This is a genomic window from Steroidobacter sp. (genome assembly GCF_016790065.1).
GTDB lineage: Bacteria > Pseudomonadota > Gammaproteobacteria > Steroidobacterales > Steroidobacteraceae > Steroidobacter.
On the sequence record NZ_JAEUPY010000133.1, the window covers coordinates 1 to 25,739 of the forward strand.

The window sequence follows — 25,739 nt, forward strand, 5'->3', positions numbered from 1 at the left end:
CGCGCCGCCGCCGAAATCACCAATCATTATCGCGACGCCGGCTATCTGGTGGCACGAGCCTACCTACCGGCACAGGAAATTCGCGATGGTGTCGTGGAAATTTCCGTGCTCGAAGGACGCATCGGCAATGTGGTGGTCAACGTCGACGGCCGTCGAACCCGCATCGATCAGCGACATGCCGAGAAATACGTCAAACAAACCGTTGCTGTGGGCGACGTGGTGCGCGATGAGAACGTCGAGCGCGGCCTGCTGCTGCTCAATGATCTGCCAGCGCTCGACGTACGCTCGACGCTGCAGCCCGGCGCCTCAGTAGGCACCTCGGATCTGGTCGTAGAAGCCGAAGGCCGCTCGCTGTTCGACGGCAGCGTCGACGCCGATTCCTACGGCAGCCGTTATACCGGCGAGATTCGCGTCGGCGGCACCATCAACTTCAACAATCCCGCCGGTTGGGGCGACGTGCTGTCGTTGCGAGGGCTGACGACAAACACGGGTGACATGCGCTTCGGGCGACTCTCGTACACCGTGCCGGTCGACGCTCGGGGTACGCGCATCGGCCTGGCATATACCTATGTCGACTACGAGATCGGCAAGGACTTCAGATATCTGCATGCGAATGGCGATGCACGCGTCGCCAGCGCCTACGTATTACATCCGTTCGTGCGCACGCGCACCTTCAGTCTCTACGGCAGCGTCGGCTACGACCAGAAGTGGTATCGCAGCGACATCAACGACGAACGCGCCAGCGACAAGAAAGGCAACGTCTGGCTGGCGGGCCTCTCCGGCGAAAAACGCGACGACTTCGGCGGCGCCGGCCTGAACGAGTTCGGCGTGACGGTGTTTCATGGCGCCCAGAAGCTGGACGGTTCGCCGGACCAGTTCGTCGACTCGCTGACGACCCATACGCACGGCAATTTCACCAAGGTGAACTTCAACGTCGCGCGGCTGCAGGATCTGGATGGACTGTTCTCAGTACGCGTGGCGTTGAGCGGTCAGTTCTCATCGCGCAATCTCAACTCCGGCGAGCAGTTCGTGCTCGGCGGCCCATTCGGTATTCGTGCCTGGCCCCAGGGCGAAGCTGCCGGCGATCGCGGCTTGCTCGGCAACCTCGAGCTGCACTGGGACCGCTCCTTGCAATGGGGCCCTTCCAATCTGCAATTGCTGGCCTTCTTCGACGCCGGCCGCATCCGCTTGCACGAGAGCACCTGGAGCGGCTGGCAAGGCGGCAACCCGCATCTGCGTAACGAATACGTGCTGTATGGCGCCGGCCTCGGCGCCAACTACAGCTCACTCGACAACTTCGTAGTCCGCACCAGCTACGGCTGGCAACTGAGCAGCAATCCCGGCCGCGACATTCTGGGTCGCGACAGCGACAACACCTCCCGTGACGGCCACTTCTGGCTGCAAGCCATGAAGTGGTTTCGTTGAGACGCAGGAACCGATCCAATGCGAGCACTCCGACTGTTTGGCGCCACGCGTCCTGACGTTCCAGGATATTTGTACTTCGCTGGCTGTCTGCTCGCACTGAGCGGCCAGTCGCACGCGCAGACCATCGATCCCGGCGCATTGCCGGAGAACGGCATCGTCGTCAGCGGTGCAGCCAGCATGACGACGCCGTCGAGTTCCAATTTGCGCATCGACCAGGCCAGCGATCGGGTCGTCATCGAATGGGACCGCTTCAATATCGGCCAGAACGCCAGCGTCACCTTCGCGCAACCCTCGAGCAGCGCAGTCGCTCTGAATCGCGTGCTCGCCAGCGACGCGTCCCAGATCATGGGCACGCTCAACGCCAACGGCAGGGTGTTTCTGGTCAATCCCAGCGGCGTGCTGTTCGGTCGCGACGCTCATGTCGACGTCGGCGGCTTGGTCGCATCCACGCTCAACATTAGCAACGAAGATTTTCTGGCCGGCCGCTACGTGTTCGAATCCAACGGCACGGCCGGTGACGTTGCCAATCTGGGCACATTGCGAGCGAACGATGGTGGCTACATCGCGCTACTCGGTCGGCAAGTTGCGAATGAAGGCATCATCACGGCGCGTCTCGGCACGGTGGGGCTCGCGGCCGGCGAACGCGTCACGCTGGATTTCAACGGCGACTCATTGCTCAGACTCGCGGTGGATCGAGGCGCAGTCGATGCGCAAGCGGCGAATCATCACTTGATTCAAGCCGCCGGCGGCAGCGTGTATATGAGCGCCTCCGCCGCTAACGACTTGGCCGGCACCGTCGTCAACAACACCGGCATCATCGAGGCCACCTCGCTCACCGAACGCAACGGTGTGATCCGGCTCGAAGGTGGCGAACACGGCACGGTTGCCGTGAGCGGCACGCTCGATGCGTCCGGCACCACAGCGGGCGCGACCGGCGGATCGATCGGCGTCTTCGGCCATCGCATCGGCTTGTTCGACGCCGCCGAGTTGAATGTTTCAGGCGACCGAGGCGGCGGCACCATCAATGTCGGCGGCAGCTTCCAGGGCGCGGGCCCCGAGCCCAATGCAAGTCGCGTGTATGTTGGCCCGGACGCACAGTTGAACGCCGATGCATTGAGCAGCGGCAACGGCGGCGATGTGGTGGTCTGGGCTGATGCCGCCACGCGCTTCGAAGGTTCGATCAGCGCTCGTGGCGGCGCCAGTGGCGGCGACGGCGGTGACGCAGAAGTTTCCGGCAAGGACAACCTGCTTTACGCCGGATTGGCCGACCTGCGTGCGTCGCAGGGCGCCAACGGCACTCTGCTACTCGATCCGAAGAACATCACGATCGGCACGCTCAGTCTCGACACTCTGCTCAACAACGATAGCTTTCTGGAAAACCTGGTCGGCAGCGTCACGCTCGGCGTGCTCGATCTGCTGGCCCAACTCACCTTGAGCGGCATCACGCTCCAAGCGAACAACGACATCACGTTGACCACGGCGCTCAATGCGCTCTCGCTACTCAGTAACAACGGCCTGACGCTGGAAGCTGGCCGCAGCATCGCGCTCAACGCCGATGTACTAGTGCGCGGCCCTTTCACTGCGACCATCAACAGTAGTCTCGCCAGCAATACTGCTCGCGACGTCGGTGCTGCCGCGTTCACGATGGCCGCGGGCACGACGATCAATACCACCGCGAGCAACGGCGATATTTCCATCAACGTCGGCACCGGCGCTGGGGTCGGCACATCGGGCAACATCACGCTGGCCAACTTGAATGCGGGCAGCGGCAACGTTCACATCACGCACAGTGGCCAAACCGCAGGCAGCAGCATTCTGCGTGCGTCAGCGAGTGACACGATAACGGCGAACTCGGCGGTCTTCACAGTCAACGGCGCAGCGGGTGGCGGAGCAATCGGCACCTCCAGCGCGCCACTGCGAGTCGCAGCCTCGCACGTGGAAGCATCCGCTCAATCCGGCGGCGCGTTCTTCACCGCACCGACTGGCAATCTCACGATTGGTGGCGCAACTGTTGGCGGCCTGACGGGCATTTCGACCACGGGCGGTGGCGCCATCGGCCTGACCACCAGCAACGGTTCGATCACAACCAGCGAAGCCATTTCCGCCGCGGCCGGTGGTGCCGTCTCGCTCACAGCGGGTGGAGCTTCGAGCGCTGTGACTATCGGTGCCGGCCTCACTTCAGGCAGCGGCGCGCTCAATCTGAGCGCTGCCAACGGTGTAACGTTGTCTGGCGCGACGGCACAGCTCTCAACAACCGGCGCGTATACCGTCAACGCGGACAGCGATGCAAATGGCACCGGCGTGTATACGCACAACAATGCCAGCGCATCGGTCGCGGCCGGCCCCGTCAGCATCACGGCCGCCGATATCAATCTCACTGGCACCATCAACGCCGGCAGCGCTGCAGTTACGCTCACACCGTCGACAGCGGCTGCAACCATCGGCATCGGCGATACCACTCACACCTTCGGTATCTCGAGCGCCGAGCTCGGCAATTTGACGAGCAGCGGTTTGATCACCATCGGCGCCGGCACCAACACCGGCGGCATCACTGTCGGCACCGCTGAAGCGGTCGCGTTCGGCACTCGTAACCTCGCGCTGACCTCGGGCGGCAACTTGGCCGTCAATGCAACACATGGCATCAGCGGCACCGGCGCGCTGACGCTGACCGCCGACACCATGGCATTGAACGGTGGCACCATCGGTGGCGGCAGCATCACGCTGCAACCGAATTCGCCGACCCAAACCATCGGCCTCAACGATGCAGCCGGCGCGCTCAATCTCACCGCCGCCGAGCTACAAAGCCTCAGCTCCACTGGCACGGTAACGATTGGCGCAGCCAGCGGAACCGGCACGACCACGATCGGCTCGCTTGGTGCGTTGGATCTATCGGCGGAGAGTTTCGGCCTTGCACTACGCGGCGGCGCGACCACCTTTGGCGCCGGCGGTTTGATCCTGCCGAACAACTCCACGCTGACGCTAGGTGGCACGACCGTCACCGGCGGCGCCGGCACCGATGTGAGAATCGGCGGCGCAACGGGTACGTTGAATCTCAACGTGACCGGTAATGCGTCCCTCACTACGCAGCTCGCTCGTGTACTGCCAACGGCCGTGGGCGGCAATCTCACGATCAACAACACCGGCGCCCTGGATCTTGGCGCCGCCTCGCTGATCGGCAACCTGGCCATTAGTAGCACGGGCGCGTTGACTCAAAGCGGCGTTCTGGTCGTCAACGGCACCAGCGCGTTCAATGCCGGTGCGAACGCCATCACGCTCACCAATGCCAGCAACGACTTCGTGGGCGGAGTGTCGCTCACCGGCAGCAACGTATCGCTGCAGGATACCAATGCCCTCACGCTGAATACTTCAGGCATCAGCGGCGCACTCACACTCACCACCAACGGCGTCATCTCGCAGCTCGGCGCACTTACCGTCGCTGGCACTACGACGCTCAACGCCGGCGTTGGCAACAACATCACGTTGACCAATGTCGCGAATGACTTTGCGACCGTGTCGATCAACGGCGGTAGCAACGTTTCATTGAGCGACGCGAATGCTCTAGCACTGGGGACAGCCACCGTCGCCGGCGATCTCACGCTTGCCACCGCAGGCGCAGTCACACAAAGCGGTGCGCTCACGGTCTCAGGCAATACCGCGGTCGCCGCTGGCAGCGGTGCAATCGCGCTCACCAACGCGGCCAACGACTTCATTGGCAACGTCGCACTGAGCAGCAGCACCAATGCCAGCATCACTGATGCCAACAGTCTGGCCTTGGCTAACTCCACCATCGGCGGCAGTCTCGCAGTCAGCACACAGGGCGCGTTGACTGACGTTGGCACCATCACCGTTGCCGGCACCACATCGTTGAATGCAGGCGTCAATGACATTGCGCTGGATACCACCAACAACAGCTTTACCGGCGCGGTGTCCGTCGGCGGAGCGAACAACGTCACGCTCGTCACGGGTAACGCACTCACGCTGGGACCGATCACGACAGCCGGCAACTTCAGCACCAACGTCACCAGCGGCAATCTCACCCAGACAGGCGCGTTGCAGGTCAACGGCAACACCTCGCTGGCAGCCACCGGCGCCGGTGCCACGATCACGCTGAACAACGCAGCGAATAATTTCGTCGGCAGTGTCGCAGCCAATGGCTCTGGCAACGTATCGCTCACCGATACCAACGCACTGGTACTCGGCGCTTCAACCATCGGCGGCGCGTTGCAACTCAACACCAATGGCGCGCTCACCCAGACTGCACCGGTCACCGTCAACGGCGCTGCTACGTTCAACGTCGGCGCCGGCAACAACATCACCTTGACTGCAGCGACCAATGACTTCATCGGCCCGGTGATCGTTGCCGCAGCCAACAACGTCTCACTGGTCGACAACACGGCGCTGAATCTGGGCGCGTCGACGATCTCCGGCAATCTCGCTTTGACTGGTGTCGCCGGCGTCACTCAGAGCGGCGCGCTCACGGTGAACGGCACCAGCAACGTCACCGCCAACACCGGCGCCATCGCACTGACGAATGCCGCCAACGACTTCGTCGGGGCTGTGAACCTGAATGCCGGCGTCGATGCTGCCGTCACGGACGTTAACGCGCTCGCACTGGGCACTTCGAATGTCGCTGCCGGCCTCACCGTGGCCGCGAATGGCGCCATTACCAATGCCGGCGCGATCGTGGTCGGTGGTCCGACGACCGTGACAGCCGGTGTCGGCAACGACGTCACTCTGAACAACACAGGCAACGACTTCACCGGCGCCGTTTCCGTCACGAGTGCCAACAACGTCACGCTCGTCGATGCCAATTCACTCTCGCTCGGTAACATCACAACCGCTGGCGGACTCACCGCGACCGTGAATCTTGGCAACCTCATCAGCAGCGGCGCGCTCAACATCGCCGGCAATGCGGCGCTGTCCGCCAATCAAGCCGGCGCGTCGATCACGATCGACAACCCAGCGAACGTGTTGGCGGGCCTGGTCAGTTTCAACGGCAGCGGCGGCCTGGCGAACGTGAGCGTCGCCGACACCACCGCGCTTGATCTCGGCGCGCTGACATTGAGCGGCAATCTTAGTGTCAACGCGGCGGGCATTACCGACAGTGGCAATGTCGTGGTTGGAGGCACGACGACACTCGCCGCCGGCACCGGCAACAACATCGTGCTCGATGCCGTCGGCAACGATCTGGCGACGCTCGTCATCAACAGCGCCAACAACGTCACGGTGAACGATAGCAACGCACTCGATCTCGGCGCCGCTTCCATCAGCGGCACGCTGGCACTCACAACGAACGGCGCACTGACCGATTCCGGCACGATCAATGTCACCGGTCCGGCAACGCTCAGTGCCGGTGCCGGCGGCACGATCACGCTCGACAGCGCGACCAACGATTTCGTCGGTCCGGTTGCAATCACCGCACTCAACGCCACGATCGTCGACACCAACGCGCTCGACCTGGCTGCGAGCACACTTGGCGGCACCTTGAACGTGACGACGCGCGGCGCGATTACGGACTCCGGCACGCTCTCAGTCGGTGGCACGACGACACTCAATGCCGGCATCGGTAACACGATCGCACTGGATCAGAGCGGTAACGATTTCGTCGGCGCGGTGAGCATCACGGGCGGCAGCACTACGCTCGTCGACACCAATGCGTTGAATCTCGGCACGTCCGCCATCGGCGGCAATCTAAGTGTTACGACAGGCGGTGCCGTGACTCAAACCGGTGCGCTCGCCATCAACGGGGCCACTCAGATCGGCGCTGGCGGCAATATCACTCTCGATAACGTCGCCAACAACTTCGCCGGCAGCATCGGCGTGCAAAGCGTTGGCAACGTGGCACTGAGCGGCGCGAACGCGCTGGACCTGGGCGCCTCTACGATCGCCGGCACACTCGCGATCGTCGCCAACGGACCGGTGACGGACAGCGGCGCAATCGTCGTCGGCGGCAGCACTACGCTGAACGCCGGCAGCGGCAATATCACGCTCGACGCCGGCAACGATTTCGCAACGGTCAGCGTCGGTGGCGGCAACAACGTCGTGCTCAACGATGTGAATGCCCTCGATCTCGGCGCCGCCACGATCGCCGGCAACTTGAATGTAACGACCAACGGCGCGCTCTCCGACTCGGCCGCGCTCAACATCGGCGGCGTGACGACGCTATCGGTCGGCGCAGCGAACGACATCGTGCTCGACGCTCCCAGCAACAGCTTCGGAGCAGCAATCAATGTCGGCAGCGCCAATCATGTCACGTTGAACGCCGCGAATTCGCTCGACCTCGGTGCGATTGCCACGAATGGCAATCTCACGGTGACGACTGCGACGGGCGACGTCAGCAACAGCGCGGCCCTGAACATCACGGGCAACACGAACATCACAGCGAATAGAACCGGCGCCTCGGTTGCGCTCAACAACGGTGCCAACCGACTCGCCGGCACCGTAGCCATCAACGGCCCCAGTCTCGCGAATGTCGCGATCACCGACACGACGGCATTGGTGCTGCCGGCATTGGCGTTGACCGGCAATCTGAATGTGAATGCACCCGGCGTTTCGAGCACCGCACCACTGCAGGTAGGCGGAGTCGCTACCATCTCCGCTGGCGGCGCCGATGTGAATCTGTCCACGGCCGGCAACGACTTCAACATCCTCAGCATCGCAAGCGCCGCGAACGCGACAATCACCGATACCAACTCGTTGACACTCGGTCCGTCCACGATCACCGGCGGGCTCACTGTCACTATCGGCAGCACCCTCGGCGACTCGGGCCCCATCGTGGTCGGCGGCACCACGAGCATCAACGCAGGCGCCGATGTGACACTGGACGATGCCAACGACTTCGCGACCATCGGCATCGCCACCAGCGGCAATGCCACGGTACGCGACATCAACTCCATCAACCTCGGCACCACCAATGTTTCCGGACTATTGGCGGTGAACGCCGGCAATGCGATCACGCAGAGTGTCGCACTGAATGTGGGCAACGGTCTGTCTGCAAGCGCGGGCACCGGCGGCATCTTGCTCGGTAATTCCAACAACACCATCGGCGGCACCGTAACACTCACCAGCGGCGGCGATGCCACGCTAGCGAACACCACCGCGGTGACGGTGGGGCCGACCCAGGTGTCCGGCAAACTCACGATTACTTCTGGCAGCTCGGTGTCGAGCTCTTCACCCGTGAACGTCGGCGGCGGCATCAGCGTAACCGCAGGCCAGAGCGGCGACGGCAGCGGCATCTCTCTGAGCGGCGGCGGACAACTGCAAGGCTCAGTGAATTTGTCCACCAGCGGTGGCGGCGGCAACGTCAATGTATCTACCGGCGGCGGCATCGTCGTCGGCACGATCTCCGGCGGCAATGTGACCATCAGCAGCGGCGGCTCCATCACCAATGGCAACACCGGCGGGACTTCAGGCAGCGGCCCGAACATCACCGCAACTGGCTCTGTCGGTCTCAACTCCTCCACCGGCACCGTCGGTCAAGCCAACAATCCGGTGAGCGTCAGCGCACCGAGCACGTCGACCACCGCCGGCGGTTCGAGTCAAGGCGTATCAGTGAACATCACGAACACGTCGTCCACTGCCACGCACACCAACGACACCTCGTCCACGACGTCGCCCGGCATCGTCGTCGTCAACGGCGGCACCGTCGGCGATGCGACCGGCTCGCCCACCGGGTTGAATCCGCAAACCATTCCCAGCACCACCGGCATTGCCACCAACGTCGGCCTCAACACCAATCCCACCGCCGGCCCCACCGATTCGACTGCCGAAGCCGAACAAACCGCCGCGTATGAAACCGACAGCGCCAATCGCCTGGGCGGCTCCGGTTGCATCTCGACCGAACAACTCGCTCACAAACTACAGAACGTCAACCAAGGCATGCACCTGCCCAACGGCGTCGCCGAAGCCGCCGCTCGCACCGGCTCGCTCGAAGAACGCCAACAGGCATCGCAGAAAGGCTTCTGCTCGGATCAGTCGGCTGGGGATGGCGGGGAGTGAGAGATGTCCAGCCTCACTGCGCGTGATACTGGTCGGAGGTCACAGGCTCGAGCCACTCGACGACCTCACCTTCAAGCGACTCCGAGACGGCAACATGCGCCATCATGCTGGTCGTCGTGGCGCCATGCCAATGCTTCACTCCCGGCGCAGTCCAGACAACGTCACCTGCTTTGACGACGCGCACCGGCTCACCCTCGCCTTGCACCCAACCCTCACCCTTCGTAACGATGAGGAGTTGGCCGCGCGGATGAATGTGCCAATGGGTACGTGCCCCTGGCTGAAAGGTGACGGTTGCACCACCCAGACGCGAAACACCTGAGCCTTTAAACGGCGATTCCACAGTTACCGAGCCTGAAAAGTTACTTGCGGGCGCGGTACGCTTTTGCATCCCGGGCTCGACGACGATCAGTCGAGTAGGGTCTGTCGCCTTGCTGGCCGTTGTCTCGACCTCCATCGCCGCGCCTACGACAGCGGCCGCCGCAGTAGCCCGAGGCAACCCTGCATAAAAAGCTAGATGCGTGAGCGCCTCGCCGATCTGGACGCGGGTAAGCCCATTCTCGATTCCATGACGCACATAGAGTGCAAGTTGATCTGTGTCCCCATTGGCCGCGAGCGCGGCAATCGTGACCAGGCTTCGATCGCGTGGGCTGAGATCAGATCGGCGCCATAGATCATCGAACACGACCACATCAGTCACTTGTGCGAGCTTCGGCGCGACGGACGCGATCTCCCGACTATGAAGTGGCCCCGGCTCGGCAGCAGGCGTTTGCGTGCTCTTCGTCTTCCGAAGCGCCGCCACATCGATCTTGCGTTCCCTGAACACTTCCTCGATTACGTTCAAAGCAGATACGGCGTTTGGCCATCCTGTGTAGAAGGCCAAATGCGTAACGACTCCCGCAATCTCAGTTGCCTGCAGCCCATTGACGAGTGCACGGTTCAAATGTCCCGCCAGCTGTGGCGTCTTGCCAGTGGCGATGAGGGCAGACACCGTGACCAAGCTGCGGTCGCGCGGCGATAACTCGGGCCGCACCCAAACATCGCCAAACAGCACGTTGTCCGTGTAGTCGGCGAGCGCAGGTGCGATCGCCTGCATATTCTTAGGAGCTACAGAAGGACGCTCCTGTGCCTCAATCGGCGCGCTAACAGCAAGTGCCGAGAGCGCGACAGCGGTCGTGATCTTCATTTGTGTGGCAGGTTCTCGCGGTCATGACACCGACTATAGCCCTCGACTCAGTCAACGATTAGATGCTCTAATCGGCATGGCGCCATTAGCTGGACTAATCAATGCCGCTCGAGAATTTCAACGACCTGGCAGCCTTCGCCGCAGTCGCCAAGGCGCGCAGCTTTACCAAGGCCGCGGCACAAATTGGCATTTCACAGTCGGCGCTGAGTCAGACGATTCGCAATCTGGAAGCGCGGCTGGGATTGCGCCTACTCACTCGAACGACACGTAGCGTCGCACCGACCGAGGCCGGTGAGCGGTTGTTGAAAACCGTTGCGACCCGCTTCGACGAAATACAATCGGCGCTCGCATCGCTGAGCGAACTACGCGAGAAACCAGCGGGCACCATTCGGATTACCGCCGGCGAACATGCGGCCATGTCGGCTCTGCAGCCGGCGTTACGCAAAATCCTTCCTGCTTATCCCGAAGTCAATATCGAAATCGTGGTCGACTACGGGCTCACCGACATCGTCGCAGAGGGTTTCGACGCAGGCGTGCGGCTCGGCGAGCAAGTCGCGAAAGATATGGTCGCCGTCCGCATCGGCCCGGATCTTCGGATGGCCGTGGTCGGCGCTCCAGCGTATTTCAAGCGACACCCTCAGCCCAAGACGCCGCAAGATCTGGCCAGCCACAATTGCATCAACATTCGCCTGCCGACGTATGGCGGCCTGTTTCCATGGGATCTGGAGAAGAACGGCCGCGAGGTCAATGTTCGGGTCGAAGGTCAATTGGTGTTCAACAATATGGGGCTGCGACTGGCGTCAGTCTTGCAGGGATTGGGACTGGCTTACCTGCCCGAAGATCAGGCACAGCCGCACATTGCAAACAAACGACTGATCCGCGTCCTGGAAGACTGGTGCCCGCCATTCTCCGGTTATCACCTTTACTATCCCAGCCGCAGGCACTCCTCGCCGGCGTTTGCTTTACTGGTAGAGGCGCTGCGCTTTCGCGGCTGACGCTACGCCTGACTGACCACCAATGGAGGCAGTCGGGCGATGATCTTGTCCAACGTGATCGGATAGTCGCGAACCCGCACACCAGTTGCATTGTAGACAGCGTTCGCGACGGCCGCCGCGACTCCACAGATTCCGAGCTCGGCAACGCCCTTGGCCTTCATTGGTGAAGACATCGGATCGGTTTCGTCGAGGAAGATCACTTCTTGGTGTGGAATGTCGGCGTGCACCGGCACCTCATACATCGCGAGGTCATGGTTCACGAAGAAACCGTGACGTTTATCCACGACGAGCTCTTCCATCAGCGCTGCGCCGACGCCCATGGTCATGGCGCCGATGACCTGACTGCGAGCGGTCTTGGGATTCAGGATGCGTCCCGCAGCGCATACCGAAAGCATGCGCCGGACTCTGATTTCCGCGGTCGCCGCATCGACCGCCACTTCGACAAAGTGAGCACCAAAAGTAGACTGCTGCGCCTTCTTGCTGAGTTCACCGAACTCGATGACATCTTCAGCAACCAGTTCCTGTTCGCGGGCTGCCGAGGCGATCGGTGTCGATCGACCGCCGGAACGGATCTCACCATCGGCGAACACGGCATCGGTCGTGTTGAAGCCCAGCCTTTGCGCCACCGCCTCACGCAACTTCATGCACGCCGCATAGACCCCGGACGTTGAACAGTTGCCGCCCCATTGTCCGCCCGAGCCAGCCGACACCGGGAAACTCGAATCCCCGAGGCGCACGTCCACTTTCTCCAGCGACACGCCCATCGTCTCCGCAGCAGTCTGCGCAATGATGGTATAGCTACCGGTCCCGATGTCAGTCATATCCGTTTCGACCGTGATGACACCGTGACGATCAAGCCGCACGCGCGCAGCGGATTTCGTCACCTGATTTCCTCGAATAGCTGCCGCGACACCCGTGCCAATCAGCCAGCGCCCTTCCCGAACAGTGCCCGGGCGCGCGTTACGCTTGCTCCATCCGAAACGTTCGGCACCTTGTTGCAGACATTGCACTAGCGAGCGCTGCGAAAATGGACGCGCCTGCTGCTGCGTGCTCTGGCCTTGATCGGGCACCACCTGCGTGTCGTTTCTAATCCGAAACTCGATGGGGTCGAGCCCGAGCTTTTCAGCCATTTCATCGATTGCAATTTCGAGCGCCATGAGCCCGGTGGCTTCGCCAGGAGCACGCATCGCATTGGCCTCCGGCAGGTCGAGCGCGGCAAGACGCGTCGCTGTCATGCGATGTGCGCCGGCGTACAGCAAGCGCGTCTGATGAACAGCTCCATCCGGCTTGCCTTGCGGTTGATCGCCGGACCAGCTTTCGTGGCCGATCGCAGTGATCTTGCCGTCGCGAGTGGCACCGATCCGAATGCGTTGAATAGTGGCGGGTCGATGCGGAGTGTTATTGAACATCAGCGCTCGTTGTAACGCGACCTTGACGGGCCGAGCTGCCATGCGCGCACCTAGCGCAGCGAGCAGCGCCTCGGCCCGCACAAACAACTTCCCGCCAAATCCGCCACCAATGTATGGCGAGATGATGCGTACGTTCTGTTTCGGCACGTCCAGAGTCTGAGCTAGATCAGTCGCACACCAATCGATCATCTGATGTGACGTCCAGAGCGTCAGCTTGTCACCGTTCCATGCGGCAGTGGACGCATGCGGCTCCATCATCGCGTGAGCCTGGTCGGGCGTGGTGTAGGTGGCATCGAGCTTGACGGGTGCTCCGGCGAATGCGCCAGCGAAATCTCCTACCGCGGTGTCCGGCGGCCCTGCCGTCAGCTTTTCCGGCTTGATCGCACCCTCTTTAGCCGCCGCGAGATCGAATCTTCCCTGGCTGGAAACATATTCGATCCGAACGAGCTGCGCGGCGGCGCGCGCCTGCTCGAACGTCTCGGCGACGACGAGTGCTATCGCTTGGTGATAATGATCGATCTCCGGTCCGGCCAACAGCTTCGCGGTGTTTCTGGGTGATTTTTTGAGCGGCCAAATGTTGTTGGGTGTAACGATCGCCAACACGCCGGGCGCCGCCTTCGCAGCGAGCACGTCGATTGAAGCGATGCGACCCTTCGCGATCGCGGAGCCGATCACATATCCATAGGCCGCATTGGGCGCGGCATCCTGGCGCTCGTAGGCGTACCGCGCGGTGCCAGTAGTCTTGAGCGGCCCATCGATGCGATCTACCGGTTTGCCGACCACCTTCAGCTGATCGATGGGATTCGTGCCTGCAGGCGAATCGAACTTCATGGTTATGCTCCCTTCGCCTGCGCCAGTACCGCATCCAACGTTCGCTCGACGAGCGTGAGTTTGAAAGCGTTCTCGTCGGTCGGTTGCGCGCCTGCCAGCAGCTTTGCAGTGACCGCCTTCGCGCCTCGAGGCATCTCGGCCTCGGCCGACTCGACGCGCCAGGGCTTGTGAGCGATGCCGCCCACTGCCACCCGACCCGTGCCGTCTCGTTGCACGACGACACCTATCGAAACCAACGCAAAAGCATACGAGGACCGATCACGCACCTTGTGATAGAGCTGCGTGCCGCCAAGCGGTTTGGGCAGACTGACAGCAGTGATCAACTCGCCTGCTTGCAGATTGGTCTCCACCTGAGGCGTGTCACCGGGCAGGCGATGGAACTCCGACATCGGGATACGACGCGTTTTTCCATTCGGCTGCACGGTTTCAACCGTGGCATCGAGCGCACGCATGGCGATGGCCATGTCACTAGGATGGGTGGCAATGCATTTGTCGCTCACGCCGACGATCGCATGTTGCCGACTGTAGCCACCGATGGCGCCGCAGCCGCTCCCAGGCTGGCGCTTGTTGCACGGTTGATTCGTATCGTAGAAATAAGGGCAGCGCGTTCGCTGCAGTAAATTGCCGGCCGTCGTCGCTTTGTTTCGCAACTGACCCGACGCTCCTGCGAGCAGGGCACGCGACAGTAGCGGGTAGTCGCGACGGACTCGCTGGTCAGCCGCGAGATCCGTATTGCGAACCAACGCACCGATCCGCAGTCCACCTTCCGAGGTGGGCTCGATCTTGTTCAATTCGAGATCATTGACATCGATCAGGTGTGTCGGCGCTTCGATGTCCAGCTTCATTAGATCGAGCAAGTTGGTACCGCCCGCGATAAACCTCGCGCCGGTCTTTCTAGCCGCCGCGGCCGCAGCCTCTGCAGGAGTACGCGCACGCTCATAAGTGAAAGGCCTCATGCGTTGCTCCGAGCGACTTCGCTAATGGCATCGACGATGTTTGAATAGGCCGCGCAACGACAGATGTTGCCGCTCATCCGTTCTCGCAGCTCGACAGCCGTAACTTGCGGTGAAACGGCGAGGTCGGCGCTCACGTGACTGGGCACGCCCGCTTTGATCTCACTTAGCACTGCGACTGCCGAGCAGATCTGCCCGGGCGTGCAATACCCGCATTGATAACCATCATGCTTCACGAACGCCGCCTGCATCGGATGCAGGTGGCCAGGCGTGCCCAGCCCTTCGATGGTGGTGATGCTGTCGCCTCCATGCATGACCGCCAGCGTCAGGCACGAGTTGATACGGCGGCCGTCGACGATGACGGTACAGGCGCCGCACTGACCTTGGTCGCAACCTTTCTTGGTTCCCGTGAGGTGCAAATGCTCACGCAAGGCGTCGAGCAGCGTCGTGCGCGTGTCGAGCGTCATCTCGCGCGGCTTACCATTCACATTGAGCGACACTTTTGTAAGAACCGGAGACGGTGGGACCGCGTTTTGTCCCTTCGCCACCTGCGGAACTGCCGCTGCCGCAGCCGAGACAGCGCCGACCTTCAAGACGTCGCGCCGTGTAATTTCCAGGTCGCGGGGGTCGTGCATATCTTTCTCCGAGGATCGCCGTGGTTGTCACGGCGGATGGTGTTTAACCGCGCGACCGGGGAAATGGTTGCACGGAGATGCCCCACGCTCTCATTGCAAGGAGATCTAAAGAGCGGCTGATCCATTAGCTATGGCGGCTGTCCAGCACACTACGCCCTCAAACCACCGAGGATTAGCCGGGGCCGTTCGAATGCGGCTATTAGGAGGACTAATGAATTACGGCGGGGTGATCGCCGGTATGCGGTGGGTTTTGTGCCTGACCTCTACCCACGGATCGGAGTGGCAGTGCTTCAGACGGACTGAGCCGTCGCACGCGCCTCAATGTCACTGCGCCTAGAAATTCAACTTACTCATGCGCTCTCATCCGCATCGAAGAGCCCCGTGACAGTAGAGCGGCAATGCCTCCCTCTATGCTGATTCACGCAGATCGTTCGGAGGCTCGCGACGTTTACGCAGCTTCTTGAACTGCGCGATGGTGGACAGGATGGCGGAATGACGCTCCGCCGAGGCTCACTCCGGTTTGAGCGAGACGGGTTCGGCGGAAAGTGGCGGAGAGGGAGGGATTCGAACCCTCGTAGGGACGTAATGCCCTCAACCGATTTCGAATCGGTGCCGTTGTGACCGCTTCGGTACCTCTCCGGTGCGGGGCCGCGCATTCTAATGGAGTCCAACTCGGCTAGAAAGGGGTCTGTGGGTAAAGGGCCTCAATTCCTGGCTGCGCGGTTAGATTTCGCCGTTCCCGACTGCTAAATTCCGCCCAATCCTGGAGAAAATCGCATGCCATCGACCAAGTCCCTGTTAGCCGAGGCGCTGCAACTGCCGGCAAATGAGCGTGCGGCGCTGGTCGAGAACCTGATTCTGAGTCTGGACAAGCCGGACGCCAGCCTCGACGCGCAGTGGCTCAAGGAAGCCGAGGATCGCTTGAACGCTTACCGCGCAGGAGAACTCGCGGCTGTCGATGCCGCGGAAGTCTTCTCGGAGTTGGGCAAACGGATTTGAAGATCCGGTTCCTCATCCCGGCCCGCCAAGAACTGCATTCGGCAGTCCACTACTACAACACCCAGCGAGTCCGCCTGGGGGATGAGTTTCGGGATGAGGTTTGGAGCACCATTCAGCGTATCCAGAAGTTCCCGCTCGCTTGGCACCGCCTTGGTGGGACGATTCGACGTTGCCAGATGGAACGCTTTCCGTACGGCGTGATTTACGAGCCAGCGCGGGACGAAACGATCGTCATTGCCATCGCGCATCTGCACCGAGAGCCTAATTACTGGCGTTCGCGCGCCAAGCCGTAAAGACCCGCCACCCGCGCGTGCATGGCCTGCGCCGCAGGTCGGTTCAAACCGACGCCGGTGACGCCGCCCGCCGACAGAGAATCCACCAACCCGCCGAGCGGCGAATATCCGCCCCGTGCGAGCCAGAACAACCCCACCCTGGTCCGCGGCCAAAGCCGCCCATCACAGCGCCGATGGCAGCGCTGAAAGCGACCGGCGCCGCCTAAGGCGCCCCGCCAACCCCTTGACCTACAGCGACTTTTTTGTCGGCGATGAACGTACAGCCACGGTTAAGGTCGAAGTTGTGACGCTTTACAGCCTTGCCGGCCGGCACCACACTGCTTCCTGTGAAAATCCCCTCCTTCCCGCTGTTCAAGGCGCTGTTGAGCGCCACACTGGCCTCCCTGGTCCTGGTGGGGGGAGTGAGCCATGCCGATCCGGACGATTTGCCCGATATCGGCAGTCCGGCCCAGGCCATGCTGACCCTGGAGGACGAGTACCAGATCGGCCGCATGATCGTGCGCGGGCTGCGCGACCAGGATCAGATCCTGGAGGATCCGGAAGTCACCGAGTACATCCGCTCGCTGGGCTACAAGCTCTCCAGTCAGGCGCACGACGGCACGCAGCGCTTCAACTACTTCATGGTTCGGGACAACAGCATCAACGCCTTCGCGTTGCCGGGCGGCTTCATCGGCGTGAACAGCGGGCTGTTGTTGAAGACCCGGAACGAAAGCGAATTGGCCGGCGTGCTGGCCCACGAAATCTCGCATGTGACTCAGCGGCACATCGCTCGCAGTATCGCGGCTCAAAGCCGCTCGAGCCTGGTCTCCACCGCGGCCATGCTGGCAGCGATCTTGGTTGGCGCAGCAGCCGGTGGCGGCGATGCGGCGATGGCCGGCGTCGCAGCGGCGCAGAGTCTCGCCATCCAGCAACAGATCAGCTTCACGCGCTCCAACGAAGCGGAAGCGGATCGCGTCGGTCTCGGTCTATTGGCCCGCTCGGGCTTCGATCCCAACGGCATGCCCGCGTTCTTCGAGACCATGAGTCGACTCGCCGGCAGCAGCGAATTGAACATTCCCGAGATGCTTCGCACTCACCCGGTCAGCGGCAATCGTATCGCCGAGACGAAAGAACGGGCCGCGCAGCTGGATGTGAAACCGGAGCCTCAGAGTGCGAGCTACGCAATCACTCGCGAACGCCTGCGCGTGCTCTCGACGCCTGCGGGCGAAGATCCACGCGCGTACTACGCAGCGACGATCAACAACGAACCCGACGCGACCTCGGCCCAGGTCTATGGCAAAGCGTTGGCGCTGATGATGGCCGGCCAGCCCGACAAGGCCGTGCCGATTTTCGAGCGGTTGCAGGCCGCCGATCCGACCATTCTTCAGTACCACACCGCGCTCGGTCAGGCGCAGCTGCAGGCCGGCGATGGCGCCGCGTCACTGCAAACATTGAAGCACGCACGCGAGCTGTTCCCCCGCAACGTCGCGGTCACGATTCGTTACGCCGAAACATTGATGCAAAAGGGCGACTCCAAGCAGGCGCACGAAATCCTGCTCGACCTGTTCAACACCGTGCCGCCGACACCCGAGCAGGCCAAGCTCACCGCGCAGGCCGCCAATGCCGCGGGCGATGTGGCCGACTCGTACTACTACATGTCGGAGTACCACATCCTGAGCGGCGACCTGTTGCTGGCAGTGAGTCAGCTGCAGCTGGCCCTGGCCGTGCCGAAAATCTCCGAAGTGCAGCGCGCGCGCTTCGAAGCCCGCCTGGACGAAATTCAGCAAGCATTGCCCAAACGCAGCGCCCGTCGCACCATCGAAGCGAGCAATGGCGACAGCCGTCGCCGCGCGAATTGATACAATCGGCGCGCCCGCCGGGCGTGCTCTGTCCGGCAAGGGATGGCGCCCCAGGGATTGATTGCACCCGTTCGCGCCGTCTACCGCCTCTTTTAAGTTGCTGAAGGATTCACGACGCATGTTCACGTTAATGCGCGCCGCACCCCTGTTGCTCGCCACGCTCGCCCTGGTCGGGTGCGCCAGTGCACCAGGACGGACCACCAACACCGAGCGCTACGAAGGCTTCAATCGCGGTGTCTACAAATTCAACGACACGCTCGATCGAGCCGCGTTGAAGCCGGTGGCCAAGGGCTACCGCAAGGTCACGCCGCAATTCATTCGCACCGGTGTCGGTAATGTACTCAGCAACCTGGAGTATCCAGGCACGTTCATCAATCAGTTTTTGCAGGGTAAGGTGGTGCTGGGTCTGAAGGACACCGGCCGTTTCCTGCTCAACAGCACGCTGGGCATCGCCGGCATTTTCGATGTGGCCACGCCGCTCGGGCTGGAAAAGAACGACGAAGATTTTGGCCAGACCATGGCCGTTTGGGGCGTGCCCTCGGGCCCGTTCTTGAACCTGCCGCTGCTCGGCCCTTCCTCCATGCGCGACGCTCCGTCTCGCGCGTTCGATTGGTTCACCAATCCGTTGCAGTACACCGATCTGCCTTGGGAAGCCGAGTGGTCCGAACGCGTGATCAACGTCGTTCACTCGCGCGCCGAGCTGCTGCCGCTGGATGAAACCCTCAAGCGCACTTACGACCCGTACGTTTTCATCCGCGACGCCTGGGTCCAGCAACGCGAATTCAACATCTTCGACGGCAATCCGCCGCCAGAAACTCTGGAAGACGTGATCGGCGAAGAGCCCGAGGAAGCCGAACCGGAAGTGCCTCAGACACCGAAGCTGTGAGCAACCCGCGTCTCGAGCACAAGAAATCCCGGCACTCTGCCGGGATTTTTTTTATTCGGCGTTGCTCTGGCGAGCGGCGAACCAAGGGGTCATGCGAGCGATGGCTTCTTGGACTTCGGCGGTGGAGACGGCGAAGCTCATGCGCAGGTAGTGATGACCGTCGACGGGGTCGAAGTCGATGCCGGGGGCGGTGGCGACGCCGGTGTCGCGCAGTAGGGACTGGCACAGGTCCAGGCTGCTGTCAGTGAGGTGAGCGATGTTGGCGTAGATATAAAACGCGCCATCGGGCGGCGCGATTTGAGTCAGGCCGAGTTTGGGCAGCGCTTCCAACAGCAACTCACGATTGCGCGTGTAAGTAGCAACGTGACCTTCGAGTTCCTCGCGGCAGTCCAGGGCGACCAAACCGGCGTGCTGACTCAGCGACGGCGCAGTAAGAAACAAATTACTCATGAAGGCACGAGCGCGCGGCAGATGCTCCTTGGGCACCAGCAGCCAGCCGAGCCGCCAGCCGACCATGCTGAAATATTTGGAGAAGCTATTCACGATCCGGGCATTGGGCTCGAACTCCAACATGGAGCGGGCCGGGCCGACATAACTCAAGCCGTGATAAATCTCATCCGAGATGATGGTGGTGTTCCGCTCGCGACAGACGCGTGCGATGGCTTCCAACTCCGAAGGAACAATGATGGTGCCAGTAGGATTCGCCGGACTCGCAACGATCACACCCTGCGGCGCCGGATCGAGCGCCGCGAGACTCGCGGCGGTCAACTGAAATCGCGACTCAGCTCCGCACGGAATCTCGACGGGCGTGAGATGCAACGCGCGCAATGTGTTTCGATAAGCCACATAGCCCGGCCGAGCCAACGCGATCCGGTCGCCGGCGCAGAAGGTCGCGCTCAATATCAGCGTGAGCGCCGGTGAAGCGCCACATGTGAGAATGAACTGTTCGGGCTCGACGGTAACGCCGTAGCTGTCGAGATAGTGACGCGCCAGCCGCACTTTGAGCGCCGTGCTCTCCCAGTAACCCATGGGATCGGCGTCCAACACCCGATGTGCCCGCTCGATGGCCCCGCGCGGCGCGCCGGTAGACGGCTGACCGAACTCCATGTGAATGACCGAACGCCCCTGCCCTTTCAAATCGTGGGCCAGCCGGCTGATCGCCAAGGCATTGAACGTATCGACTTTGGACAACGAGGGAGCAGACATGGGCATCCGGACCGCAGGCGATGGAAGGTCGGCCGATTATGGGCCTGCCGGGTCGACGATGCGACTCAGGTGCGACGTCGCGAACAGCGACGTCGCTCAGTGCTAATCAGTGCTGGGCGCCGTTGCCGTTGCAGTTCAGCAGCTTTTCAACTTCGCTGATGCGAGCCAGCGCCGCGATCTGCGCCGGCACGTTGTTGAAATGGATGGTTTGTTTGTTCTGCTGAGCCAGCCGCAGCCACTCGATCAGCAGTGCCAGCCCCGCGCTATCGCCTTCAGGAACATTGGCCAGATCGATGTCGAGAGCAGCCGCGCCACGGAACTCGGCTTCGCTGCGCTTGAGCAGGTCAGTCACGGTCTCGGCATTCAGCGCGCCGTAGACCTTGAAGCGCCCGTTGCCGAGCGCTTCAAGTTTGGCCGGACCAGGGGTCGTGGCGGGTCGGGCGTTCATCAAGCTGCGGTCGGCTTCTTGACCGTGCCGCTCGCCACCTGCTGCTCCAAGCGTTGGATCACAGCTTCCAGGCCCTTCTGGTTGATCTCGGAGCCGAAGTCGGTACGGAACGACTTCACATAGGACACGCCTTCGATCTGCACGTCATACGCGCGCCAGCCGTTGCTGGTCTGACGCAACGAATAGTTCACCGGCACACGGCTGCCGTTATCGCGACGGATCTCGGTGCGCACCGTGGCGATCTTGTCTTCCGGCTTGCCCTGGAACGGCAGGATCTTCAAACGATCCGGCGTGAACTCCAGCAAGGCCTCGCCATAGTTCTGCAACATCGACTGGTAGAACGCATCGATGAAACGCTTGCGCTGTTCCGGCGTAGCAGTTGCCCAATGCTTGGCGAGCACCAGCTGCGCGGCATAGGCGGTGTCGAAGTACGGCAGCATGTTCTTGTCGACCAGCTCACGTACTTTGTTTTTGTTCTTGGCGTACTCGGCGCGGTTGGCGTCGAGATCCTTCAAGGTGTCGTTGGCGACCTTGGAGACCAGCTCCTGCGGGCCGAGCTTGGCGCTGTCCTGGGCCTGCGACTGTGCGTGGGCTGGGCCGGCGAACAGCCCGAAGACAGCGACCAGCGACAAGCCGGTGGTCAGGATGGTTCTACGAGTCTTGCTCACGAAGAGATTCATTGCTTCGCTTCCTCCGTCTTGGTCTCGCCGCCCTCGGTGCCCTGCTTGGCAGCGCCCGAGTTCGACGATGAGTCGTCCTTCTTCATGAAGTTGGCGACCAGTTGATTGATCAAGTTCTCCAACACCAGGGCGTCCTGCACCAGTTCGATGCGGTCGCCGCTCTTCAAGAACTCCTCCGAGCCGCCGGCCGTGATGCCGACGTACTGACCGCCGAGCAAGCCCGACGTCATGATGGCCGCATCGCTGTCACTCGGAATGCGGTCGAAAGCGGAGGCGATGCGCATCTTCACCACCGCTTTGTAAACCGTCTGGTCGTAGCTGATGGAGTCGACGCGACCCACCGTCACGCCGGCCATCGAGACCGCGGCGCCTGGCTTCAGGCTGCCGATGTTCTCGAACTGGGCCGTCACGTCATAACTCCCGCCATCGACCGAGAGTTCACGGTTGGTGATCTGGGTGACCATGAAGAACAGTGCCGCGAAGCCCAGCAGCACGAACAATCCGGTCGATATTTCTACAGTGCGTGTCGCCCGCATATTCGCTCCGCAATCACAGCATGATGGCTGTGAGCATGTAATCCAGCATCAAAGTCAGGACCGCGGAAGTCACCACGGTACGAGTAGTAGCCCGGCCGACGCCTTCGGCGGTCGGCGTAGCGGTGTAGCCTTCGTACACCGCGATCAAACTGCATGCGAAGCCGAAGACACAGCCTTTGAGCACGCCTTCGGCGATGTCGTTGTGGCTGACGCTCGAGCGCATTTGCGACCAGAACGACGCCGAGTCCACGCCGAACAGCTGCACGCCCACCACCTGCACACCGAAAATGCCGATGGCGATGAAGATGATGGTCAACAACGGCATCGCGATCAGACCGCCCAGAAAGCGCGGCGCGACCACCCGGCGAATCGGATCGACCGCCATCATTTCCATCGCGGTGAGCTGATCGGTGGCACGCATCAAACCCAACTCGGAGGCAAGCGCGGTACCGGCGCGACCGGCGAACAGCAATGCTGTCACCACCGGCCCCAGCTCTTTGATGAGCGCGAGCGCCGCGGCCGTGCCGAGCGCGTCTTCCGAACCGAAGCGCAACAGCAAGTCATAGCCTTGCAAGCCGAGCACGGCACCGACGAACAGTCCGCAAGTCATGATGATGACCAGCGACAACGCGCCGGTGTTGTGGACTTGCTCGACGATCAGCGACGGGCGCAACAGCGCACGCGGCACTTGGCCCAGCACGCGGCCGAGAAATAAAGTGACGCCGCCGACGGTCGCCGCAAAATCGCTCGCGTTGTCGGTCAGCTCGCGCAGTAACTTCATGCTTCGGTCCCGAGCAGCTGCTGGTAGTAGTCAGCTGCCGGATAATGAAAGGGCACCGGACCGTCGGGCAGTCCGTTCAAGAATTGGTTGACGATCTCGGACTGGTGGCCTTTCAATTCGTTCAACTTACCGGCCGCAGCGACCTTGCCGCCGGCGATGATATAGCTGGTGTCGGACAGATCGGAAAGCTCGTGCACGTCATGCGACACCACGATGCTGGTGATGCCGAGCGCGGCATTCATATGACGCACCAGACGCACGATCATGCCCATGGAAATCGGATCGAGTCCCGTGAACGGCTCGTCGTAGATCAACACTTCGGGATCGGTCGCCATGGTCCGCGCCAGCGCCACCCGGCGATTCATGCCACCCGACAACTCCGATGGCATCAACTGAGCAGCACCTCGCAAGCCCACGGCCTGCAATTTGGTCAGCACGACGTTACGAATCAGTGCTTCGGGCAGATCGGTGTGTTCACGCAGCGGGAACGCAACGTTCTCGAACACGCTCATGTCGGTGAGCAGTGCGCCGTTCTGAAACAGCATGCCCATGCGTAAGCGCAGCGCGTACAGCCCTCGCGTGTTGAGCGACGACACATCGATGCCGTCGAACGTGATGGTGCCGCGAGTCGGCTTGATCTGGCCGGTAATCAGCCGCAGTAGCGTGGTTTTGCCAGTACCGCTAGGTCCCATGAGCGCGGTAATTCGACCGCGCGGAATCGACAGATTCAGACCGGAGAAGATGCTGCGGCCGCCGACCGAATACTCGACATCTCGAATCTCGATGAGAGGTTCGGTGGCAGCAGCAGATTGGGCGGACGAGGCATCGGTGCTAACAGCAGAGACCATTCATGACCCCGATATGAACACGCGATGCATTATCTCCGCCCTTGCTTAGGCCCGCCTTAGGCGGCCTGCTCCGAGGCGGCAGTGTAGGTGCCGTTACGCGCGTCGCCATTCAACTTGGCACGACGAGCGAATGCTTTCTGGCCGGCAACGAACTGCTCGGCCTTACCGCCCCAAGCCTTCAGAGCTTCGTCCTGCAGCGCGCGGCCGTAAGAGAAGGTGAGTTCCCAAGGCAGGTTGCCGAGCTTGTTCATCAGGCTCAGATGTTCGGAAGCTTCCTGGGCGCTCTGGCCGCCAGACAGGAACGCGATGCCCGGCACGGCGCTCGGCACATAACGCTTCAGCGTACGCACCGTGGCTTCAGCAACTTGTTGGCGACCGGCACGCGAGGTGTTCTTCTTGCCCGAGATGACCATGTTGGGCTTCAGGATCATGCCTTCGAGATGAACGCGGTGTGAATTCAGCTGCTCGAACACCGACTGCAACACGGCGCTCGTCACTTCTTCGCAACGCTCGATCGAATGATCGCCGTCCATCAGCACTTCCGGCTCGATGATCGGAACGATGTTGGCTTCCTGGCAGAGCGCGCCATAGCGAGCCAGCGCGTGCGCATTCGCATCGATGGCGAATTGAGTCGGAATGTCCTTGGCGATGTCGATCACGCCGCGCCACTTGGCGAAGCGAGCACCCAGCTTGTGATATTCGGCCAGACGCTCACGCAGGCCATCGAGGCCTTCGGTGATGGTTTCGTTCGGGAAGCCGGCCAGCGGCTTGGCGCCGGCGTCCACCTTGATGCCCGGAATCACGCCGAGCTTGGTCAGGTACTGCGAGAACGGCGTGCCGTCCTTGGTCTTCTGGCGAAGAGTTTCGTCGTACAGGATCACGCCGCTGATGTACTTGGCCGCATCCGGCGTGGTGAACAACAGTTCGCGATAGGTACGACGAGCTTCCTCGGTCGATTCCAGCTGGATGCCGTCAAAGCGCTTCTTGATGGTGCCGCTGGATTCGTCGGCCGCCAGGATGCCTTTGCCCTTGGCAACCATTGCGCGCGCAATCGACTCGAGTTCACTGCGATTCATATCTTCCTCCGCCTTTCAGGGGGTGAGCTTGCGCGCGGCTACGCCCCTATAGCGTCCGCTCTGCCGGCAAGCCTCAAGTTTTGGGGCGCGTAGGATAGCAAATCGCCTCCCCTCACTGCGGGTACCTCTGTTGTAGCGGAACGACAGCGTTGGACTATGGCAGGGGCCGCCAGGTTCCGGGGTGGCCCCTGGGGTAGCGAGCGGGGTTGCATTGGGACTAGAATGGTCCCATATCCTCCTCCCCAGATACCTGAACCCCCATGCTCCGCATCAGCAAGCTCACCGATTACGGCACGGTGATCCTGGCCCGTCTGGCCGGGCAGCCGGAGCGTTTGTGGACCGCGGCGGAAGTCGCCGAGGCCACCCACATCGGCCTGCCCACCGTCAGCAAGTTGCTGAAAAAGCTGCAACGAAGCGGCTTGGTCAGCTCGACGCGCGGCAGCCACGGCGGTTATCAACTGGCCCAGCCGGCCGGTGAAATCACCGCCGCCCGCATCCTGGACGCGCTCGAAGGTCCGTTCGCCATCACCGAATGCAGCGGCTCGCACAGCACCTGCGGGCTGGAGTCGAATTGCGCGGTCGGCCATACCTGGCAGAAGGTCAACGCCGCGATTCGTCGCGCTCTCACTGACATTTCGCTGGCCGAGCTGGCGGGCGCGCCTCGTGGGGTCACCACTACCACCGTACCGCTGACCCGGCTGCGGGCCTCGCACGAATAA

General features: G+C 61.9%; 19 protein-coding genes and 1 tRNA gene. 8 read left to right on the top strand and 12 right to left on the bottom strand.

Annotated elements, in window-relative coordinates; all coding sequences use genetic code 11:
• Positions 1–1,425 (top strand): ShlB/FhaC/HecB family hemolysin secretion/activation protein (locus JNL55_RS05625; RefSeq protein ID WP_293850482.1); only part of this gene is annotated, 1,425 nt, incomplete at its 5' end.
• Between the two features lie 18 nt (positions 1,426–1,443).
• Positions 1,444–9,423, top strand: a complete 7,980-nt coding sequence (locus JNL55_RS05630; protein ID WP_293850485.1) for a beta strand repeat-containing protein — start codon at positions 1,444–1,446, stop codon at positions 9,421–9,423.
• Between the two features lie 13 nt (positions 9,424–9,436).
• Here JNL55_RS05630 and JNL55_RS05635 read toward each other — a convergent pair whose 3' ends face one another.
• Positions 9,437–10,606, bottom strand: coding sequence for a carboxymuconolactone decarboxylase family protein (locus JNL55_RS05635; RefSeq protein WP_293850487.1), 1,170 nt, complete (start codon positions 10,604–10,606; stop codon positions 9,437–9,439).
• A gap of 101 nt (positions 10,607–10,707) precedes the next feature.
• On the opposite strand from JNL55_RS05635, the gene JNL55_RS05640 reads away from it, so the two are divergent.
• On the top strand, positions 10,708–11,601 hold the full coding sequence (locus JNL55_RS05640) for a LysR family transcriptional regulator (protein WP_293850489.1): 894 nt from the start codon (positions 10,708–10,710) through the stop codon (positions 11,599–11,601).
• Between the two features lie 2 nt (positions 11,602–11,603).
• On the opposite strand, the gene paoC is transcribed toward JNL55_RS05640, so the two are convergent.
• The 4 genes from paoC to JNL55_RS05660 form a co-directional block, all read right to left on the bottom strand.
• Positions 11,604–13,841 carry an aldehyde oxidoreductase molybdenum-binding subunit PaoC gene (gene paoC, locus JNL55_RS05645; RefSeq protein WP_293850490.1) on the bottom strand — a complete coding sequence of 746 codons (2,238 nt, stop codon included), beginning with the start codon at positions 13,839–13,841 and terminating at the stop codon, positions 11,604–11,606.
• Positions 13,842–13,843: 2 nt separating this feature from the next.
• Positions 13,844–14,797, bottom strand: coding sequence for an FAD binding domain-containing protein (locus tag JNL55_RS05650; RefSeq protein ID WP_293850492.1), 954 nt, complete (start codon positions 14,795–14,797; stop codon positions 13,844–13,846).
• On the bottom strand, positions 14,794–15,429 hold the full coding sequence (gene paoA, locus JNL55_RS05655; RefSeq protein ID WP_293850495.1) for an aldehyde dehydrogenase iron-sulfur subunit PaoA: 636 nt from the start codon (positions 15,427–15,429) through the stop codon (positions 14,794–14,796). The genes JNL55_RS05650 and paoA overlap by 4 nt, the downstream gene beginning before the upstream one ends.
• 546 nt (positions 15,430–15,975) lie before the next feature.
• A tRNA-Ser gene (locus JNL55_RS05660) sits at positions 15,976–16,068 on the bottom strand.
• Between the two features lie 138 nt (positions 16,069–16,206).
• Here JNL55_RS05660 and JNL55_RS05665 point away from each other — a divergent pair.
• The 4 genes from JNL55_RS05665 (at position 16,207) to JNL55_RS05680 (ending at position 19,445) form a co-directional block, all read left to right on the top strand.
• A complete protein-coding gene (locus JNL55_RS05665; RefSeq protein WP_293850497.1) occupies positions 16,207–16,428 on the top strand; it encodes an addiction module protein in 222 nt (73 codons plus the stop codon).
• On the top strand, positions 16,425–16,721 hold the full coding sequence (locus JNL55_RS05670; RefSeq protein ID WP_293850500.1) for a type II toxin-antitoxin system RelE/ParE family toxin: 297 nt from the start codon (positions 16,425–16,427) through the stop codon (positions 16,719–16,721). The genes JNL55_RS05665 and JNL55_RS05670 overlap by 4 nt, the downstream gene beginning before the upstream one ends.
• Before the next feature lie 326 nt (positions 16,722–17,047).
• Positions 17,048–18,559, top strand: coding sequence for a M48 family metalloprotease (locus JNL55_RS05675; RefSeq protein WP_293850502.1), 1,512 nt, complete (start codon positions 17,048–17,050; stop codon positions 18,557–18,559).
• A 118-nt stretch (positions 18,560–18,677) separates the two neighbouring features.
• Positions 18,678–19,445, top strand: a complete 768-nt coding sequence (locus JNL55_RS05680; protein ID WP_293850505.1) for a VacJ family lipoprotein — start codon at positions 18,678–18,680, stop codon at positions 19,443–19,445.
• A 51-nt stretch (positions 19,446–19,496) separates the two neighbouring features.
• Here JNL55_RS05680 and JNL55_RS05685 read toward each other — a convergent pair whose 3' ends face one another.
• The 7 genes from JNL55_RS05685 to JNL55_RS05715 form a co-directional block, all read right to left on the bottom strand.
• Positions 19,497–20,651: a pyridoxal phosphate-dependent aminotransferase gene (locus JNL55_RS05685; protein ID WP_293850508.1), complete on the bottom strand. Its 1,155-nt coding sequence runs from the start codon at positions 20,649–20,651 to the stop codon at positions 19,497–19,499.
• 106 nt (positions 20,652–20,757) lie between these two features.
• On the bottom strand, positions 20,758–21,099 hold the full coding sequence (locus tag JNL55_RS05690) for a lipid asymmetry maintenance protein MlaB (protein WP_293850511.1): 342 nt from the start codon (positions 21,097–21,099) through the stop codon (positions 20,758–20,760).
• Positions 21,099–21,779 carry a phospholipid-binding protein MlaC gene (locus JNL55_RS05695; RefSeq protein ID WP_293850513.1) on the bottom strand — a complete coding sequence of 227 codons (681 nt, stop codon included), beginning with the start codon at positions 21,777–21,779 and terminating at the stop codon, positions 21,099–21,101. The genes JNL55_RS05690 and JNL55_RS05695 overlap by 1 nt, the downstream gene beginning before the upstream one ends.
• Entirely contained in the window at positions 21,776–22,315 is a 540-nt protein-coding gene (gene mlaD, locus JNL55_RS05700) for an outer membrane lipid asymmetry maintenance protein MlaD (RefSeq protein WP_293850516.1), read from the bottom strand. Before mlaD ends, JNL55_RS05695 begins: the two co-directional genes overlap by 4 nt.
• Before the next feature lie 13 nt (positions 22,316–22,328).
• Positions 22,329–23,096, bottom strand: coding sequence for a lipid asymmetry maintenance ABC transporter permease subunit MlaE (mlaE, locus tag JNL55_RS05705; protein ID WP_293850519.1), 768 nt, complete (start codon positions 23,094–23,096; stop codon positions 22,329–22,331).
• Positions 23,093–23,944, bottom strand: a complete 852-nt coding sequence (locus tag JNL55_RS05710; protein ID WP_293850522.1) for an ABC transporter ATP-binding protein — start codon at positions 23,942–23,944, stop codon at positions 23,093–23,095. Before JNL55_RS05710 ends, mlaE begins: the two co-directional genes overlap by 4 nt.
• Before the next feature lie 56 nt (positions 23,945–24,000).
• Positions 24,001–25,020, bottom strand: a complete 1,020-nt coding sequence (locus JNL55_RS05715; protein ID WP_293850525.1) for a class I fructose-bisphosphate aldolase — start codon at positions 25,018–25,020, stop codon at positions 24,001–24,003.
• 260 nt (positions 25,021–25,280) lie between these two features.
• On the opposite strand from JNL55_RS05715, the gene JNL55_RS05720 reads away from it, so the two are divergent.
• Complete coding sequence (locus JNL55_RS05720) at positions 25,281–25,739, top strand: SUF system Fe-S cluster assembly regulator (protein ID WP_293850528.1); 459 nt, start codon at positions 25,281–25,283, stop codon at positions 25,737–25,739.

Coding starts and splice junctions, on each gene's coding strand:
- JNL55_RS05640 (WP_293850489.1), top strand. CDS start 10,708: ATGCCGCTCGAGAATTTCAACGACCTGGCAGCCTTCGCCGCAGTCGCC.
- mlaE (WP_293850519.1), bottom strand. CDS start 23,096: ATGAAGTTACTGCGCGAGCTGACCGACAACGCGAGCGATTTTGCGGCG.
- paoC (WP_293850490.1), bottom strand. CDS start 13,841: ATGAAGTTCGATTCGCCTGCAGGCACGAATCCCATCGATCAGCTGAAG.
- JNL55_RS05710 (WP_293850522.1), bottom strand. CDS start 23,944: ATGGTCTCTGCTGTTAGCACCGATGCCTCGTCCGCCCAATCTGCTGCT.
- JNL55_RS05635 (WP_293850487.1), bottom strand. CDS start 10,606: ATGAAGATCACGACCGCTGTCGCGCTCTCGGCACTTGCTGTTAGCGCG.
- JNL55_RS05695 (WP_293850513.1), bottom strand. CDS start 21,779: ATGAATCTCTTCGTGAGCAAGACTCGTAGAACCATCCTGACCACCGGC.
- JNL55_RS05630 (WP_293850485.1), top strand. CDS start 1,444: ATGCGAGCACTCCGACTGTTTGGCGCCACGCGTCCTGACGTTCCAGGA.
- JNL55_RS05665 (WP_293850497.1), top strand. CDS start 16,207: ATGCCATCGACCAAGTCCCTGTTAGCCGAGGCGCTGCAACTGCCGGCA.
- paoA (WP_293850495.1), bottom strand. CDS start 15,429: ATGCACGACCCCCGCGACCTGGAAATTACACGGCGCGACGTCTTGAAG.
- JNL55_RS05680 (WP_293850505.1), top strand. CDS start 18,678: ATGTTCACGTTAATGCGCGCCGCACCCCTGTTGCTCGCCACGCTCGCC.
- mlaD (WP_293850516.1), bottom strand. CDS start 22,315: ATGCGGGCGACACGCACTGTAGAAATATCGACCGGATTGTTCGTGCTG.
- JNL55_RS05685 (WP_293850508.1), bottom strand. CDS start 20,651: ATGTCTGCTCCCTCGTTGTCCAAAGTCGATACGTTCAATGCCTTGGCG.
- JNL55_RS05715 (WP_293850525.1), bottom strand. CDS start 25,020: ATGAATCGCAGTGAACTCGAGTCGATTGCGCGCGCAATGGTTGCCAAG.
- JNL55_RS05720 (WP_293850528.1), top strand. CDS start 25,281: ATGCTCCGCATCAGCAAGCTCACCGATTACGGCACGGTGATCCTGGCC.
- JNL55_RS05650 (WP_293850492.1), bottom strand. CDS start 14,797: ATGAGGCCTTTCACTTATGAGCGTGCGCGTACTCCTGCAGAGGCTGCG.
- JNL55_RS05690 (WP_293850511.1), bottom strand. CDS start 21,099: ATGAACGCCCGACCCGCCACGACCCCTGGTCCGGCCAAACTTGAAGCG.